Here is a 14930-nt window from a genome sequence, read left to right as displayed (position 1 = left end):
ATGAAGGATGACGAGCTGCTCACCAAGTGGAATAGCCGGCACGCCGAGGCGGAGAGTCTGGGCCGGGTCGCCACGGTGCTGGAGCAGAACATGCATCTGGCCACCCCCGGGTGCCGGGCGCTGGATCTGGCCTGTGGGCGTGGGGCCAACGCCCTTTTCATGGCCGCCAGCGGACTGCAGGTGACCGCCTGGGACCTGTCGCCGGTCGCCATTGGCAGGCTGGAGCGGGCGGCCGGGGATCAGGGGCTTGTAATCAGCACCGCCGTGCGCGACGTGATTGCACTCCCGCCCGAACCCCGAAGCTTTGACCTGATTCTGGTCAGTTTCTTTCTCGAGCGGTCACTGGCTCCGGCCATTGCCGCCGCGTTGAAGCCGGGTGGCCTGCTCTTCTACCAGACCTACAGCCGCGTGGCGGTCAGTGACGAGGGACCCACATCGGAACAGTTCCGGCTGGATGACAACGAACTGCTTGGGCTGTTCTCCGGGCTCAAGGTCCGGGTCTATCGGGAAGAGCGCCTGCTGGGCGATACCCGTCGCGGTTGGCGTAATATGGCCATGCTGGTGGCGCAGCGGGTCTGAATTGTCCTAGAGTTCAAATCGGTGTTGGATAATAATGTCGGTCGGCCGCACGGCGTCGCTGGCGCGAAATCGCGCTAACCCGAGGAGTGAGACATGAATGAAACAACCCCCCGTATCTGTGTGCGGGATGTCATGAAAACCGAGTTCGGCCTGATCGAAGGCAATGCCACGATTTATGAGGCGTTACTGCAGATGAAGAAGCTCCGCACCTCGCTGCTGGTGGTGGACAAACGTCATGTGGATGACGAGTATGGCCTGCTGCTGGTATCGGATATCGCGCGCCAGGTTCTGGCGCTGGATCGCTCGCCCAAGCGGGTCAATGTCTACGAGGTGATGGCCAAACCGGCGGTCTATGTCGATCCGGAGATGGACATCCGCTACTGCTCCCGCCTGTTCGCCCGCTTTGATCTGGTGCGTGCGCTGGTGGTGGAGGAGAAGAAAATCCTCGGCACCATCAGCCCCAATCTGCTGGTGCTGGACGGGATCTTCCTCGGACTCGAACTACAAAAATGAAGACCCTGCAATGCCGCGTCACCGTTTTCAACTGAATATCAGCGCTGAAGCCTATCTTCACTACTACCGCGGCGCCGCCCGGGCGGTGATTGTCCAGGCAGAGGATGGACGCACCATCCAGCTCCCGGCCAACAGTTTCAGGCCCTTTGTCACCGCCGACGGCATCTCCGGTCGTTTTGAGCTGACCCTGGATGCCAACAACAAGCTGGTTGAGCTGCGCCGCCTGTGATCCGGGGCCGCGCATGGTATCGAATTTGATAGGATGACCAATGCATAATCATGTTTATCTGATACTGCTGCTGGGTTTGTTGCTGGGCGGTTGCGCCGGGCTCCAGCCGGCCCAGCCACCCGATCTGGCTATCCCCGACAGCCATCTGTTTGGCGTCACCCGACTCGCCTTTGATCCGTCAGGGGAGCGCATCGCCTCCGCCGGTTTCAAGGGCGATCTGGCCGTTTGGGAGGTGCCGGGGGGTGGCGGGATCAGCCGGCTGAGAAGGCATCGCTCGCCGGTCCGGGGACTGATCTGGCTGGATCAGGGCCGCTTGCTGAGCGCCGAAGAGGCGGGCACCATTGTCATTTCAGGTCTGTCTGATAACCGGCTCATCGCCAAACGCGAGACCACGGCTGGCCTGACCGCGCTCGCCTATCTCGCGCAGGGCCGGCTGATCCTGGCCGGTTACGCGAATGGCCAGGTCAGGGCCTTTGCCTATCCCGGCCTGGAGCCGGTGAGGCAGCTTGAATTCGGCACGGAAATAGTGGCGCTGGCCACGGACCATGCCGGTGCCCGGCTGGCGCTCTCCACCGATGATCGACAGGTGCGGCTGCTGGATCGGACCCTCGCCGAAATCCGCCGGCTGGAATTGCCGCCGCGCACTGCCCTCGAATTGCGTTTCTCGCCCGATGACCGGGAGCTTGCCGCCGGCGCCTGGTATAACCTCTTCTACTGGGATCTGGCAACCGGCCGTCTGCGGATTCAGCAGACCGAGCATTGGGGGGCAGTCACCTCACTGGACTACCATCCGGACGGCGAGCGGCTGATCAGCCTCGGTCGCCATACCGACGCCAATCTGCGCCTGGTAACCGCGGATGAGGGTACGGTGTTGCGCCGGCTGCAGGGACACCGGCTCTGTGGTGCCGCCGTGCGCTTCAGCCCCGATGGCCGCTACGTGGTCAGCGGCAGCGATGACGAGAGTATCCGGTTCTACGACCTGAGCAAGCCCTACCGTCCGCAGCGGGTAGGGGATAACTGGTGATGGGCCCTAAGGCTCGTGCGGTTTACCGGCCTGGTTCAGGATCATCTTGTAAATAGCGTGCCGGAGTGACCTTGCCTTCGGCACAATGCCGACCCCAACCCGCCCGATAAAGACCGCGTTGGCCAGATTGTCCGCGCCTATCACGGATTCGAGCTGGCGCTTCAACCGGGCTGCATTGTGTTGCGCCTTCTGGTCGGTGGTAAAAGTTCTGGACTCCGCTGTGTATCGGGAGAAAATTAGCGGTGTCATCTCCGGCTGAAATTGCAGGCCCAACCGTGTCGCCGTTAACCAGAAACGCTGGGTAGCGCGCCCGCCGTCAAAATAGCCGTCAATACCGTCTACGGGGTGTCGGGCCACCAGGATAAAATGCGCGGCGCAGCGCCATGCGGGAATCAGATCCAGTTGAATCCTCGGCATGAGGGTGCCGGCAAAATACCTGTTCAACATATCCACCCTGTCCCATCGCTGCATCGCCCATTTCATGAGTTTCAGGGCCACCGCGTCGAGGCCCACCGCCTGGTCCGGTATGCGGTCTTCACTGAACTGGGAATCCCACTGAATGATTCGCTTATGCACCTCGTACGCTTCCCGTATGGTGAGCCGTATGTGGGCATTTTTGAACATGAGTCTGGCCATTTGCCATCGCCTATCCCGGCCTTCGAGCCACACCACCCGGAAGGCGTCACCCACGGATTGCTCCAGAATCTGTTTCTGGGCTGGTGTCAGTGGCCGGGTTGAAAAAGGCCTTCTTTGGGTTACCCGCGCCTTGATAAAGGGGAGTAGCGGGTCCTTCCCGGGGCTCTCCATCTCGTTCAGTGTGACCGCGATCAGCGGATGGGTCTCGGGTGCATCGGCCTGTCGGGTGAAGGTAGCCCGCTGTCCCTCCGCCGTGGCCGCGATGGCGATGGTCTCCAGAAGCGCCCCTACCGCAGTCTGGCTCGCCCTGCCATCCAGGTCATAGAGGCACCAGTCGCGGGTATCGTGGGCATGAATCATAAATCGGCTAGCGGATAGTATCTCAAAACGCCATGGCTGGGTGTTGTCACCGCTAGGCGACCAACGGGCGAGATCCAGTATGCGTTCTATCCGGGTTTCCGGGGGCGTGTCCCTCTGGGCCGGCGTCTCGGGTGTCGGCTTTTTTGACAACTGTTTCCGGGCAATTTTCAGACCCAATTTCTGGATCGGATTGTGATTACCCCAGGGGCGCCAGGTGTGAGTCAGTCTATTCCGATAAGCGTCAAAGTGGACACCTCGTGGTGCAGCGGGTACGGGCCCCCGATTGAGTAACACCTTGAGGCTGTGCGTCGCCGCCATTCCGGCGCATAGCTCACACGCCATCGGGGTGGAGGGTCCTTTGTGGGCGTCCAGATCAACCCGGGTGCTGTCAACCAGATAGGGCATCTGCAGCATCGCCGGAGACAAGCCCAGCAGGAAGCGCAACAACTGCTCGTCGGTGGGTTGTCCAGCGAGCCGAAAATACTCCTCGAAGGTCATCTTTCCGGGAATAAAGGCAAGCAAGGCGACACCCATTCCCAGGGGGGCGGCGGTTATGGCTGGAATGCCCTTTTTTGTGCAAGCGGCAAACACGACTTGTCTGGCCTCAAGCGCAAAGAAATCAAGGCCATCGATGTAGATGTCCACTCCTTCCAGAAACTGATCCAGGTTCGTCGAATCGACTCCCTGTGGAAAGGTGGCCAACTCAAGATCCGGGTTGATATCGCGGGCCATCTCGGTAAGAACATCGACCTTCGGCCGGTTTACATGAGTGAGGCTGGCGCCCGCCTGGCGATTAAAATTGGCCAGTTCAAAGATGTCCGGATCGGCGATGCTGAATTTGCCGATACCCAGTCGGACATGGGTCAAGAGATGGCTGCCGCCCACACCGCCCAATCCGGCAATGGCGATCCGCTTGTTGTTCAGGATCTCCTGTTCGGTTTCGCTGACCCAGCCAATGTTGCGCGAGAATGCTTCATGGTATTCGAATTTTTTTTCCACTAGCCACTCCCTCGGGCGAAATTACTGGAGCACGGATGGGGAAGAGAAGAACCGGACGTTGTTTTTTCCATAATCGAGAGTCCCTTTGACCTTTTCCGCTTCCAGCACCGCCAGGACATCGTTTTCACGTATCTGAGCGGATTTGGCTATCTGCGCAGGGCCTACCTTCGCCATGCGTACATCGGGATTCTTCCTGTCAACAGCGGCTGAACGCCACAATTGATTCAATGCGAACAAGACACGATTGGTCTGTGGGGCGAAGGCCTGCACCATGGCCAGTTCATCCAGGGCGCGGACGCGTTTTGAAAAGTGGGTCAATAATTGGATCAGCTTTTCGGGATTGGCCTGGATCATGTCGATCAGGTAGCGCTTGTTCAGTACAATCAGTCCCACGTTCGAAATGGCGGTTGCCGTGGCGGATCGGGGTTCATTGTCAAACAGTGCGAGCTCCCCGAACAGCTCCCCCCGTGAGAGATTGGCGAGCACCATTTCATTGCTATCATTATCGGTTCGCGATATGGAGACCCAACCCTCATCAATCGCATAGGCATTTTCCGCATTGTCATTCTGTGAAAAGATGATATCGCCCGGCGACAATAACAGGCGTTCAAATTTTCCGCAGAAGTTGTCCAGCCAGAAAGGCGCTATTTTTCTGCTGATATCGCCATAGGCCCAATCGAACACCCGCTCGAAAGGCGCGAGAATGGGCACCAGGGTATCCTTGACACGCTCGTTCCATGTCGGCTCGTCTACGGTGTCGAATCCGATACGCCCATACAGGCTGAGGGTCTCCTCGCTGATTGAACCGATGATATGGGTGGCATCCCAGTCGTGCATGACCCCGGCCGCCGTCTTGAACAGGGCGAATATCACATTCCGTTTGTTTCTCCACTCCTTGTGTATGGCGAGCATGCTGCCGCTGACCAGCAGCGGCTTGCGGAGGTGCTGTTCCAGGGACTGTTGTTCGAGTTCCGCGCGAATCGAGGAGAAATCGAAATACTCTTCGGCCGGCAGGCCGATGGAGGAGTCCTTGTTGATGCGCATCGAGGCGATGGCCGTGTCGCCGTAGTAGGCCACGATATTGGCCACGTTAGGCATGGCGTCATAGCGGTCGACTATTGCTTTTTCGGCGTTAGATGTGGCGGAAAATTTGCCCCGCTCGGCCACATAGACCTGGTATCGAAGAGCGAAAACATCATCGAGCTGTTTTTCTGTTCGTGCAACTTGCAGCCTAACGAACATGAGCGGACTCCGATTCTCCCGGTCGTTTATGGCCCGGTCCCTGTACCGCGCCCTCCGGACTCCCGTGAGGGGAGGGATGGTCTGACCAGGATTTCATGCTATCGACCCCCACTCCCCTCGGAACATGCGGTTTAAGGATAACCAATCAGCTCTATCTAGACCTAATCTGAACAATGGTCATGGGATAACAATGCGTATACGTAAATTATTAGCCGTTAACCCAAAAAAACAAGAGGATTATTATTCAGGAGCGAACGGTCTTTGTTCGGCTTCCCCGAGTTGGCAAGCGAGCTGTTTCGTTTCACTCTCCGTATCCTGTCTACCCCGGGCATGGTGATTGGTAGCCTGGATGGAGCCCGCGCCATGGCAGCATAACAGACGCACAGCCCCGACGGGCGGATTCCAGGGCGGCGTGGTGCCGGGCCGTCCCCCGGATTCCGCCGCCGTGGGCGCAGGCGGTTTATCCGGCTGAGGGAAGAACGGCTTCATCCAGGCTACGCCGCTTCAGGATCCCCTCGCATACCTTTTTGCTGTCAGTAAATTTTACACATTGGAGGGAGGGTCTGGGTCAAGGGGAATCTATGTCATTGATTTTACATTCACTTAGTATTTTGGCGTGATTTATGCATATTAGTTGGCAAGGGACGAGAGTCACGGCGCAACGCACAAAATAACAAACAAGGTGAAACACGATGAGTAACTTGACCAGGAGTTGTACCGTTGTAGCCGGGCTTTTATTGTTTTCGGCCAGCCATGCGGCGACCATCGACCTGACCGGGCTGGGCTATGTCGCCTACGGCGACGGCCAGTCCTACTCGTTGCCAATCGCCAACTACCAGTTTGACTTCAATACCAATAATGGGCCCTATACCATCTCTTCAACCCCCGGCCAGATTAAGGATCTCGTGGTACTGAGCACCGGCACCAGTGGCAGCCCGGTGGTGACCAATTTTGACGGCATGGATAACGCCTACGCGACCCCGTCGGGCGTTTCCGGCGATACCTTCTTCTACAGTTCTACCTCCACCTATCAGGGTACCGAGGGTAGCGTCGCCAATAATCTGGATACCACCTGGGACTCCTCGCTGAGCGCCCTGCAGACCTTCACGGCGGGTGAAGAGCTGGTGTTTTTCTTCAATAATAACCAGACCAGCAGCGGTACCGATGCATCAACTCAGACCCTGGCCGCCTGGGCGCGTCTGTGGATCACCGATGATACGAACACCGTGGTGGCAGGTTCCACCTTTGAATTCACCAACAACGACTCCCCGTATGACCTGGTATCCGAAGGCGGTGGCGGTATCTTCCTGGGTGACCCGACACTCTATACTGCTACGGGAAGCGGTCCCGGCGATCCCGATAATACCGACCCCGGCGATACCGATTGGGTGCTCTCCGGGGGGCAGTTATGCGTGGCTTCCAACGCCATCGTCACCACCCCCATCCCGGTCTCCTGCGGCATCACCCAGGCAGAGCTGGATCTGCTGCCCGGCGGTCTGCTGCTGAGTGATGTCGCCGCGGCCATCAACCACAATCTGGGCGCCGATCATGTTGCCTACGCGGTGGTCTTTCCGGAACTCAATGATCTGCTGGCCCTGTTGTATGGCAGCATCGCTGATCTTTCCGACTACACGTTGCATGTGGATGTCCGCTATGGCTGTGAGGGTGACGCCGGAACCGGCTGGATGGATTGCCTGGATACTGGCGCGGATTTTGGCAATGGCCTGAACAGCGGCTTCGAGCAGCTGTTCATCGGCACGGCGATCACCGGAGCGTGCCCGCCCGAGGATCCGCTGTGTAATCCGACGGTACCGGAGCCCGCCACGCTTGCCTTGATGGGTCTTGGCCTGGCCGGTATCGGCATCGGCTACCGGCGCAGAAGAGTTAAAGCGCGGCCCGAAAATAAGATCGAATAGAACAGAAGTTACCCAACCCCACCCCACCATTATTCGCTCTGGTGGGGTTTATGATTTCCGGCATCCTAGTCACCGGCAAACACCATAACACTGCTATGCGGAAGTAGGTTAAGTGATCCCGGCTTTCCCTTCAGGATCCCCTCGCATACCTTGGATCCCTTTTGTTTTCTGGGGCGGCGTGTCTGCCGGCCCACCCCAATGCGTTGTGATCGAATGCCTTGAACCTGATGGGTGACCCTATTGATCCTAGTAGCTGGCTGTTTCTTCTGAATCGCCTGAATCCCCATCCCGCCAATTATGTTCGGGTTTTGACCGCCATCTACACCACCGCTATGGCTTCCCTCGTAGGGGAACGAGCAAACGAGCAATTACAGGGTTTATCGACCTTCCTCGGCGTCGATCTGGCTTAACAGGTACTTGGCATTTTGCTTTTCTACAAAGTCTTCATTCTTTTCCATTAATGAAACAAGCAGGATTTTAGCCTCCTCACTCTTCCCGGAGCGTTGCATGATCTTGGCTTTGTGATAGAGATAGTTTGGATCGTCGGGTTTCTTAGCCAGTACCCGCTCTATCAGTTTCATCGCCAGGCCAGGGTCCTTGTTCGTGACAACGACGGCCAGGGTATCCATAACCACGTCGGATTCCGGGGCTAAAGACACCGCTTTCTCCGCATACCTCAAAGCCGGCGCGTGCTCCCTGTCTTTCAGGTTCCAGGCCAGATTATTTAGGACCATGACATTTTCCGGATCTATTTCAAGAATTTTCTTATAGGTGGCAACGGCCTTTTCATCCTCGCCCCGTGCTTCCTGTCTCGACGCAAGCCGGAAAAGGCTGAGCTGATCGTCCGGATGCTCTTTCAACCAGTCGGTCAACAGCTCGCTGGCCGCCGCCTTGTCTTCATGGCGCCAGAGCGCATTTTCCAATGGCAACAGGTTAATGTTGGCGGGCCTGTGGTCAAAGGCTGTCCGATATTCCTTAACTGCCTCCTCCATTCTGCCGGAAGCCTCCGCCAACTGACCTTTCAAATTAGCTACCACGTCCCTGTTGTCATCGCTTTCCTTGAGTTTTTTGATATGAAGTGCCGCCTTGTCGTGGTCATTATTGCTCAAATAGTATCTCGCTAGATTTAGGCGGGCGGGAACATGCGACTCATCCAAAGACAGGACCTTTTGAAGTTGCCGTTCAAACTGCCTGCCGTCATTAACGCCGGCGTAGGCTTGCGCAAGCAGGTAATGGGTCCAGACGTTTTTCGGGGCCAGGCGGCTGAGTTCGCTGAGATGGGTAACAGCCTGCCGGTAGTTGCCAAGCGCCAGTTGGCTTTCACCCAGCAGCGCAAGCCGTGTTGGATTTTCTGCTTTTCCGTAAGGGTAGTCTTTGAGAACCTCAACCACTTTTTCGGGTTGATTCATTTTCGAATAGAAACGGCCCAGGGTGAGCCGGGGAGGCAGTGCCCTCGGGTTCGCTTTGATGGCGGCATTCAAGGCTTCAACCGTGGCTTTGGGATTATTCTGTATGGCCTCGATCAGGGCGAGGTTTTCCAGGGAACGCAAATCCCCAGGATGATGCCTGAGAGCCGTGTTGTAGACGGATTTTGCTTCATCAAATGATTTCTCCTGCATGGCAATTCTGGCAAGGCCGTGCAGGCTGTTGAGATGGCCCGGATCCAGGGCGATAGTCTTTTCATAGTAGACTTTCGCCTTTTCGGGATCGCTATTGGCCATATGGGCGGTTGCCAGGAGAAACCCGGCTCCGCTATTGTCAGGGTTTCTCTTGTAGTATTCAGTAGCAACCTCTATGGCCTCGTCAAAAGCCCTGTTTTGCAAATGGAGCAGGATGATTTTCTCAAAATTGATCGGTACCCCGGGATCCATCTTCTTGGCCTGCTCTATCTCATAAATTCCCTTGGCGGTATCGCCCCTGGTCAGCAGGCCGATGCCGAGGCCTATCCGGGCCGAGGCGGAATCCGGAGAAAGATCAGCGACTTTTTTGAGATAGGTAACACTCTCGAGGACTTTCTGGTTTTCCATCAATGCACTGGCCAGAAGGCTGATGGACAGGGTGTCGTCCGGGTGTCTTTCCACAACCGGCCGTATCAATTCTTCAGCTTCCGTGTATTTCTCTTGTTTGATCTTCAGGATAGTCAGCAACCGGACCGCGTTGATATCCCCAGGAATCTTGTTATTGTAGACTTCCAAGTCTTGCAGGGCCTGGGCATCGTTGCCCAGAAAATAATTCGATGCCCCCTGGTAGTAGAAGGCGGGCAGGTAATCATCGGTTGCCGCCATCGTCTTTTCCAGGTATTCCTTGGCTTTCGCATAATTTCCCTGATGGAAATAGATCAGCCCTTCGGAAAAATCCAGGATGGGCCGATTGTCGGATTGCGACCTTAAATACTGGATGTCTGAAAAAGCGTCTTCGTACTTTTGCTGGGTGACGCGAACGAAAACACGTTTGATGATGTCCCGGGAACCGATAATCTGCAGATCCTTCGCCCTGGTGTAGGCCTCTTCAGCCTCGGCCAGATTTCCGTCACCCCGCTCGATATCCCCCAGCAACGACCAAACGTCCGGATTTTCGTTATCGATGGACTGCGCCCGGCTCAACAAAGACCTCGCTTTCTCGTTACTCTTCTTTATGGCCTTGAGCCTCGCCATGCCCACCAATGCCTCTACCGTGTCTGGTTGATACTGCAGGGCGGTATTGAATTTCTCCTCCGCCTGCTCCCACTCCCGGAGTTCGACCTGGGCCTGTCCCGCCAGGCTCAATACCCGGGCGCGTTGGTCATTGGTCAAATCGGTCGCCAATGCCATATCCGCCAGTTCCTGGTACTTGCCCTGGGCCAGCAAGGCCCTGGCCAGGAGGGGCTGGGTATACTGGGGAGACACCTCCAGTTCCTGGGCCTTTCTTATCTCTTTTTCCGCCGCCATGGGGTCTTCGAGGCGAAGCTCCAGTTCGGCGAGCGCCAGCCGCGCCCTTGCGTTCCGGGGGTCCTCTCTGACGGCGTTTTTATAGGCGATCAGTGCCGAAGACCACGCTTGCTGCCCGACATATTTTTTGCCCTGCGCCAGATGTTCGTCGGAACTCAAGGTTGGGGAAAGATCGCAGCCGTAAAAGGTGGTGAAAACCACCACCAGGAGGGGGATAGCAATGATATTACGCATGACCTGAACAACCCCCGGTATGAATTGCTAGTTTATCAAGTAATTTCACCGTTTCGATCGAGTATACAACACTGCATTACGCTTCGTTGGGAATAGACCGTATCTGTGGGGATGCGATAACAAACAGGAGCCGCGATGCTGTGATCGCGGCTCCTCGAGGTTTAGCGGCGTTCGCTATCGGTATTATGCGTATTATGCGTCGGCGACCCTCCTTGATCTCCGTCCGAAGAGTCCGAACCCCAGCAGACCAAGGGCGACCAGGGCCAGGGAGCCCGGCTCCGGTACCTGGGTTACCGTTTCCCTCGTACCTATGAACAGTTGCTCGAAACCATTGTTCAGGCTCTTGCCGAATCCAAGCGTGCTGCCCGTACAGATATCCCCAGTCCCATCATCATTGTACAGAAATGGGTCGCACCCGAGGCGGAAATCCACATGCAGGGTGTAGTCGCTCAAATCCAGCCCGCCAGCGAAGAGACCCGCGAGGGCGTCATTCAATTCCGGGAAGATAATGGCATAGGCAACTTCGTCGGCGCCCAGGTTGTGGTTGAACGGACCAAAGGCTTCGCTACCATCGCAGGGTACCGGCAAAAACGCGTTCGACAGGCAGATTTGGCCGCCGGAGAGCACATAGTCGGTATCGCCGTCCGTGCCGTCGCCATCCGGGTTGTTGGTTAACGGGTCGAGAACACCTGAACTATAAGTGGTTACATCCCCGTTCACTACACCGCCACCGCCCTGGGAAACCAGGTTGTAGGGTTCGTTATTGTTGGTAAACTCGTAGACCTCCCCAACCAGGTTGCCGAGGTCATCGGTAATCCACAGTTGTGCCCAGGCGGCCAGGGTTTGAGCGGCCGCACCCAAGCTGTTCTGCTGATTGTTGTTGAAGAAAAAGATCATCTCCTCGCCATTCAGGAAACTCTGCAGCGACGTCAGGGACGCGTCCCAGCTTTGCGCATAATCGTTGTTGACGTTGTCGTCGTTGGCGTCATCGGGGTCGGTAAAGGTCGGGGTGCTGAAAAAAGCCTCCCCGGAGACCCCGGAAGGCGTCTCATAGGCGCCATCCATGCCGGTAGTGTTGGTGGTTACAGGCACACCACTGCTTCCGGTCCCCAGCACCGTCAGATCCTTGATTTCACCCGGCGTCGATTTCACGTAGTAATCGCAGCCAGGTCCCTCACAGCCATCGATAAATTGAGAGATGGGCAGGGAGTACGACTGACCATCACCGTATTGTACATAGGGGATGCCGTCAGCCTCGAAGTCCAGTGCCAGCGCCCCGCTCGCCACCGACGTAAAGGCCAGGCCCACTAAAACTTTCACAAGCCTTGAAGTATCCATTTTAGTCACCCAAGAAATAATGAATCGTTATTAACCAGTTCCGCCAACTTAAACAAAGCAAGCAATGCGCCAATGTTTTTTTTCTTTTGTGCATCCGTAACTTAGATATCCACCAACGCTTTAAACCATCTTGGTGTCGCTGGATTTGTAAAAAAAACGGACACCTGCCGGCGGCCATTGATGGTCTAAGTTCCCTGCTCGAAGGTTATTCATTCCCACGCGGTAGCGTGAGAACGAAGGGAGGCGGTCATTTGATGGGGTAGGTCCCAGCTCAGAGGTGGCTCAAATATTGACTTTGCAATCCCCCCAACCGAAAGAACAATGTAAGATCCGACAAATCCTTTTTGTGGTAGCCCGGCAACCGGTTGTACAGGTTTTTAAGCTCCCCTTTTAACAAGGTATTATTCAGGTCGGCCCGGGGAGGGCTCTTTACCGCGACCATATAGGGCATTAGAAAAGTCGACTTGACCGCCATTCGCTCACCAAAATATTTTTTGGTGAGCGCGACAAAATCATCCCTGGAAAAAGCGGCGCGCAAGGAATACAAGTAATCCAGGGTAAACAGCTCGGGTTGCTGTCTGGCGTATTGGTGGGCGAAATAGGCGATGGATTTTTCTGACTTCAAGTGGCCGAAATCGACAACATATAAACCGCCGCCGGGCTTTAACACCCGGCTGATTTCCGAAAAGGTTTTCTCCAGCGTCGCGAAATCCGGCAGGTGGTGAAGCGCCACGGTGGAATACAGGGCATCGACGGACGCATCGGGAAACATGGCGAGATTCGAAATATCGCCCGCCTGGAATTCCACGTTGCGCAATGACTGGCCTCCAACATAGTCACGGGCTCTATGGAGCATCTCATCCGAAAGGTCGATCCCTATCACGGTCGCATCGGGGTTGAGCCTGGCCACCATGGCCAGTTGAGTCGCGGGGCCGCACCCCAGGTCCACCACCGTGTCTCCGGGTTTGATCACTTCGCAGATTTGGGCACAGTGGAAGAGGTAGACCGGGGCCATCACACCATCTTCCCGCCCCGCCCGGGTATAGGCCGCCACCTTGTCCGGGTCATCCATCACCAGGTTCGGTTCGGTAACACGCTTACTGCGTTCCCGGGTAATTACTTCGCGAAAAAATGTTTGCAACAGCGATAGGCTGGGCATTTTCTGCTCCTTTGCACGGTTTTACAGGGTCCATTCACACGGCAACTATTCTGACACCGGGGGGATGCAGCCAATCGCATTGCAACCGGGGTCATAATCTAAGCCGCCTGGTGCTTCTGCCTGGCGTGCCACATATCGTGTTTAAGCTGCATGCCGGACCAAGTCTCAGCGCGACCGCCATTATTGACACCCAGCCAATCTTCGATCTTCAGTGCCATTTCTGGAGAGATTGCTGCCTTTTCATTAAGCACGCGAGACAGAGTAACACGGCTTACGCCCAGCCGCTTGGCGGCTTCGGTAACACTGATTGCCATTGCAGGCAGGACGTCTTCTCTTAAGATCGAGCCGGGATGTGGGGGGTTGAACATATTACTCATAATTGCCTCTTCTCAATGGTAGTCCTGATAATCCACCAGAACTGCATCGCCGCTTTCAAACGTAAAGGTTAATCGCCAATTCCCGTTAACCTTCACTGAAAAATGGCCAGCTAAATCTCCTTTCAGCGGGTGAAGCCCCCAACCGATGATATTCATATCTTCCGGGGTAGTTGCCTCATCAAGTTTAGCTAATTGGCGACTCAGCTTGTCGGCATGGCTGGCCTGTATTCCCTGTTTGGACCCGGTTTCGAAGAACCGCTTAATTCCTTTATGCTGCCAACTCTTAATCATGGTTTAGTGTATCGCGACACGATACACTTATCAAGGTGGAGAGGGATCTTTCCTCACCCGATCACCGCCGACAACTCGTGGGCGAAGATACCGCCGTTTTGGTCTTTGGCTGTAAATACCGGGATTTCGGTATTTTGGCTTTCCGGTTCCTCAACCAGCTTTTGAATGGTTCAGGGCTGAAATGGTATCGGGCTGTTTTACGAGTGAGATTCCGGGAGCGGATCAGTTCAGCGGTGGGACATAACTGGGACACAAAGAAAAACGGCTTACGTCGGGTGAACGTAAGCCGTTGATTGTATGGCTCCTCGGGACGGGCTCGAACCGCCGACCTAGTGATTAACAGTCACCCGCTCTACCAACTGAGCTACCGAGGAATGTGTCGAGGCGCGTATACTAATCAGCTATCCCGGTGTGGTCAAGGGTGCGGGGGAAAAAGTTTTCTTCCGCCCCGCGGGTCGTAATTGCCCCCTGTTCTGACCTGATCGGGTTCCGCCCTCACGGGCAGTCGATCGGTGAGCCATCGGGTTTGGTCTTTGACAGGCGTGGACGGCCGGTGTTGGAGACGATCACCGCCTTCGGTTCGGCTATTTGCTGTTGATCGCAGAAACTGAGCGTCAGATTGTAGCCGGGTGACATACCCAGCGAGTTGAAGAGGATGCGCTTGCGATTGACCGTAGAGTGGATCGTAATTCGCTGGTCCAGACCCTGAAATACCCGCAGCAGCTGGTCACCGGGGTCAACCATTTTGTTATTGTTGCTGTCCTCGACCAGGATATAGCCCTGATTCCAGGTGGTGCTGTCATAGCAGGTCTGTCCGTCCAGGCTGGGACAGAGTATGGTGCGCCTGGCACGGGTTATCGCCTCGCTGCGGGCCAGCTGGATATGGCTGACCAAGGTGTTGATTGAGCCGGTGCGGGCGTTGTTGCCGGTGAGGGTGGCCATGGCGGGTACGGCCAGGGAGAGGGTGATGCTGCCGATGGCCAGAGTGGTCAACAGCTCCAGCAGGGTTACCCCCTTACCATGGGTTATGCTCCCAATAACATGAGATTTCACGATGACACTCCTTTGTCTGGTTGTGGCACAATTCCTTTGTACCCCAAGGGTGA

The 14930-nt window shown here is 56.1% G+C and carries 12 protein-coding genes, 1 tRNA gene and 1 pseudogene; 5 read left to right on the top strand and 9 right to left on the bottom strand.

The features are described from left to right. From O9K64_RS05430 to O9K64_RS05415, 4 genes are all read left to right on the top strand, one after another. Window positions 1-579 (top strand): class I SAM-dependent methyltransferase, encoded by a 579-nt coding sequence (locus O9K64_RS05430; protein WP_275097060.1) that lies wholly within the window; start codon window positions 1-3, stop codon window positions 577-579. A 93-nt stretch (window positions 580-672) separates the two neighbouring features. Then, window positions 673-1092, top strand: coding sequence for a CBS domain-containing protein (locus O9K64_RS05425; RefSeq protein WP_275097059.1), 420 nt, complete (start codon window positions 673-675; stop codon window positions 1090-1092). A gap of 10 nt (window positions 1093-1102) precedes the next feature. Next, window positions 1103-1321: a DUF2835 domain-containing protein gene (locus O9K64_RS05420; protein WP_275097058.1), complete on the top strand. Its 219-nt coding sequence runs from the start codon at window positions 1103-1105 to the stop codon at window positions 1319-1321. Between the two features lie 40 nt (window positions 1322-1361). Then, complete coding sequence (locus O9K64_RS05415) at window positions 1362-2345, top strand: WD40 repeat domain-containing protein (protein WP_275097057.1); 984 nt, start codon at window positions 1362-1364, stop codon at window positions 2343-2345. A 1137-nt stretch (window positions 2346-3482) separates the two neighbouring features. Here O9K64_RS05415 and O9K64_RS23540 read toward each other — a convergent pair. Together O9K64_RS23540 and O9K64_RS05405 are read right to left on the bottom strand one after the other, a co-directional pair. After that, window positions 3483-4340: pseudogene (locus O9K64_RS23540) on the bottom strand (ThiF family adenylyltransferase); the annotation flags it as partial. Window positions 4341-4361: 21 nt separating this feature from the next. Beyond that, on the bottom strand, window positions 4362-5582 hold the full coding sequence (locus tag O9K64_RS05405; protein WP_275097055.1) for a cyclic nucleotide-binding domain-containing protein: 1221 nt from the start codon (window positions 5580-5582) through the stop codon (window positions 4362-4364). A 692-nt stretch (window positions 5583-6274) separates the two neighbouring features. Here O9K64_RS05405 and O9K64_RS05400 point away from each other — a divergent pair. Continuing rightward, complete coding sequence (locus O9K64_RS05400; protein ID WP_275097054.1) at window positions 6275-7498, top strand: PEP-CTERM sorting domain-containing protein; 1224 nt, start codon at window positions 6275-6277, stop codon at window positions 7496-7498. A gap of 377 nt (window positions 7499-7875) precedes the next feature. On the opposite strand, the gene prsT is transcribed toward O9K64_RS05400, so the two are convergent. The 7 genes from prsT to O9K64_RS05365 all read right to left on the bottom strand — a co-directional run bounded on the left by prsT (window position 7876) and on the right by O9K64_RS05365 (window position 14877). Further along, the gene (gene prsT, locus O9K64_RS05395) at window positions 7876-10659 is read right to left on the bottom strand and encodes an XrtA/PEP-CTERM system TPR-repeat protein PrsT (protein WP_275097053.1); all 2784 of its coding nucleotides are present in this window, start codon (window positions 10657-10659) and stop codon (window positions 7876-7878) included. Window positions 10660-10851: 192 nt separating this feature from the next. Continuing rightward, on the bottom strand, window positions 10852-11997 hold the full coding sequence (locus O9K64_RS05390) for a PEP-CTERM sorting domain-containing protein (protein WP_275097052.1): 1146 nt from the start codon (window positions 11995-11997) through the stop codon (window positions 10852-10854). 271 nt (window positions 11998-12268) lie between these two features. Further along, the gene (locus O9K64_RS05385; protein ID WP_275097051.1) at window positions 12269-13156 is read right to left on the bottom strand and encodes a class I SAM-dependent methyltransferase; all 888 of its coding nucleotides are present in this window, start codon (window positions 13154-13156) and stop codon (window positions 12269-12271) included. Between the two features lie 98 nt (window positions 13157-13254). After that, window positions 13255-13533 carry a HigA family addiction module antitoxin gene (locus O9K64_RS05380; RefSeq protein WP_275097050.1) on the bottom strand — a complete coding sequence of 93 codons (279 nt, stop codon included), beginning with the start codon at window positions 13531-13533 and terminating at the stop codon, window positions 13255-13257. Window positions 13534-13545: 12 nt separating this feature from the next. Beyond that, window positions 13546-13824, bottom strand: a complete 279-nt coding sequence (locus O9K64_RS05375; protein ID WP_275097049.1) for a type II toxin-antitoxin system RelE/ParE family toxin — start codon at window positions 13822-13824, stop codon at window positions 13546-13548. A 298-nt stretch (window positions 13825-14122) separates the two neighbouring features. After that, a tRNA-Asn gene (locus O9K64_RS05370) sits at window positions 14123-14198 on the bottom strand. Between the two features lie 121 nt (window positions 14199-14319). Further along, on the bottom strand, window positions 14320-14877 hold the full coding sequence (locus O9K64_RS05365) for a GspH/FimT family pseudopilin (RefSeq protein ID WP_275097048.1): 558 nt from the start codon (window positions 14875-14877) through the stop codon (window positions 14320-14322). Window positions 14878-14930 lie beyond the last annotated feature (53 nt).

This window comes from Sedimenticola hydrogenitrophicus, assembly GCF_029017505.1.
Taxonomy (GTDB): domain Bacteria; phylum Pseudomonadota; class Gammaproteobacteria; order Chromatiales; family Chromatiaceae; genus Sedimenticola; species Sedimenticola hydrogenitrophicus_A.
This window is presented reverse-complemented; position numbering and strand designations above follow the sequence as displayed.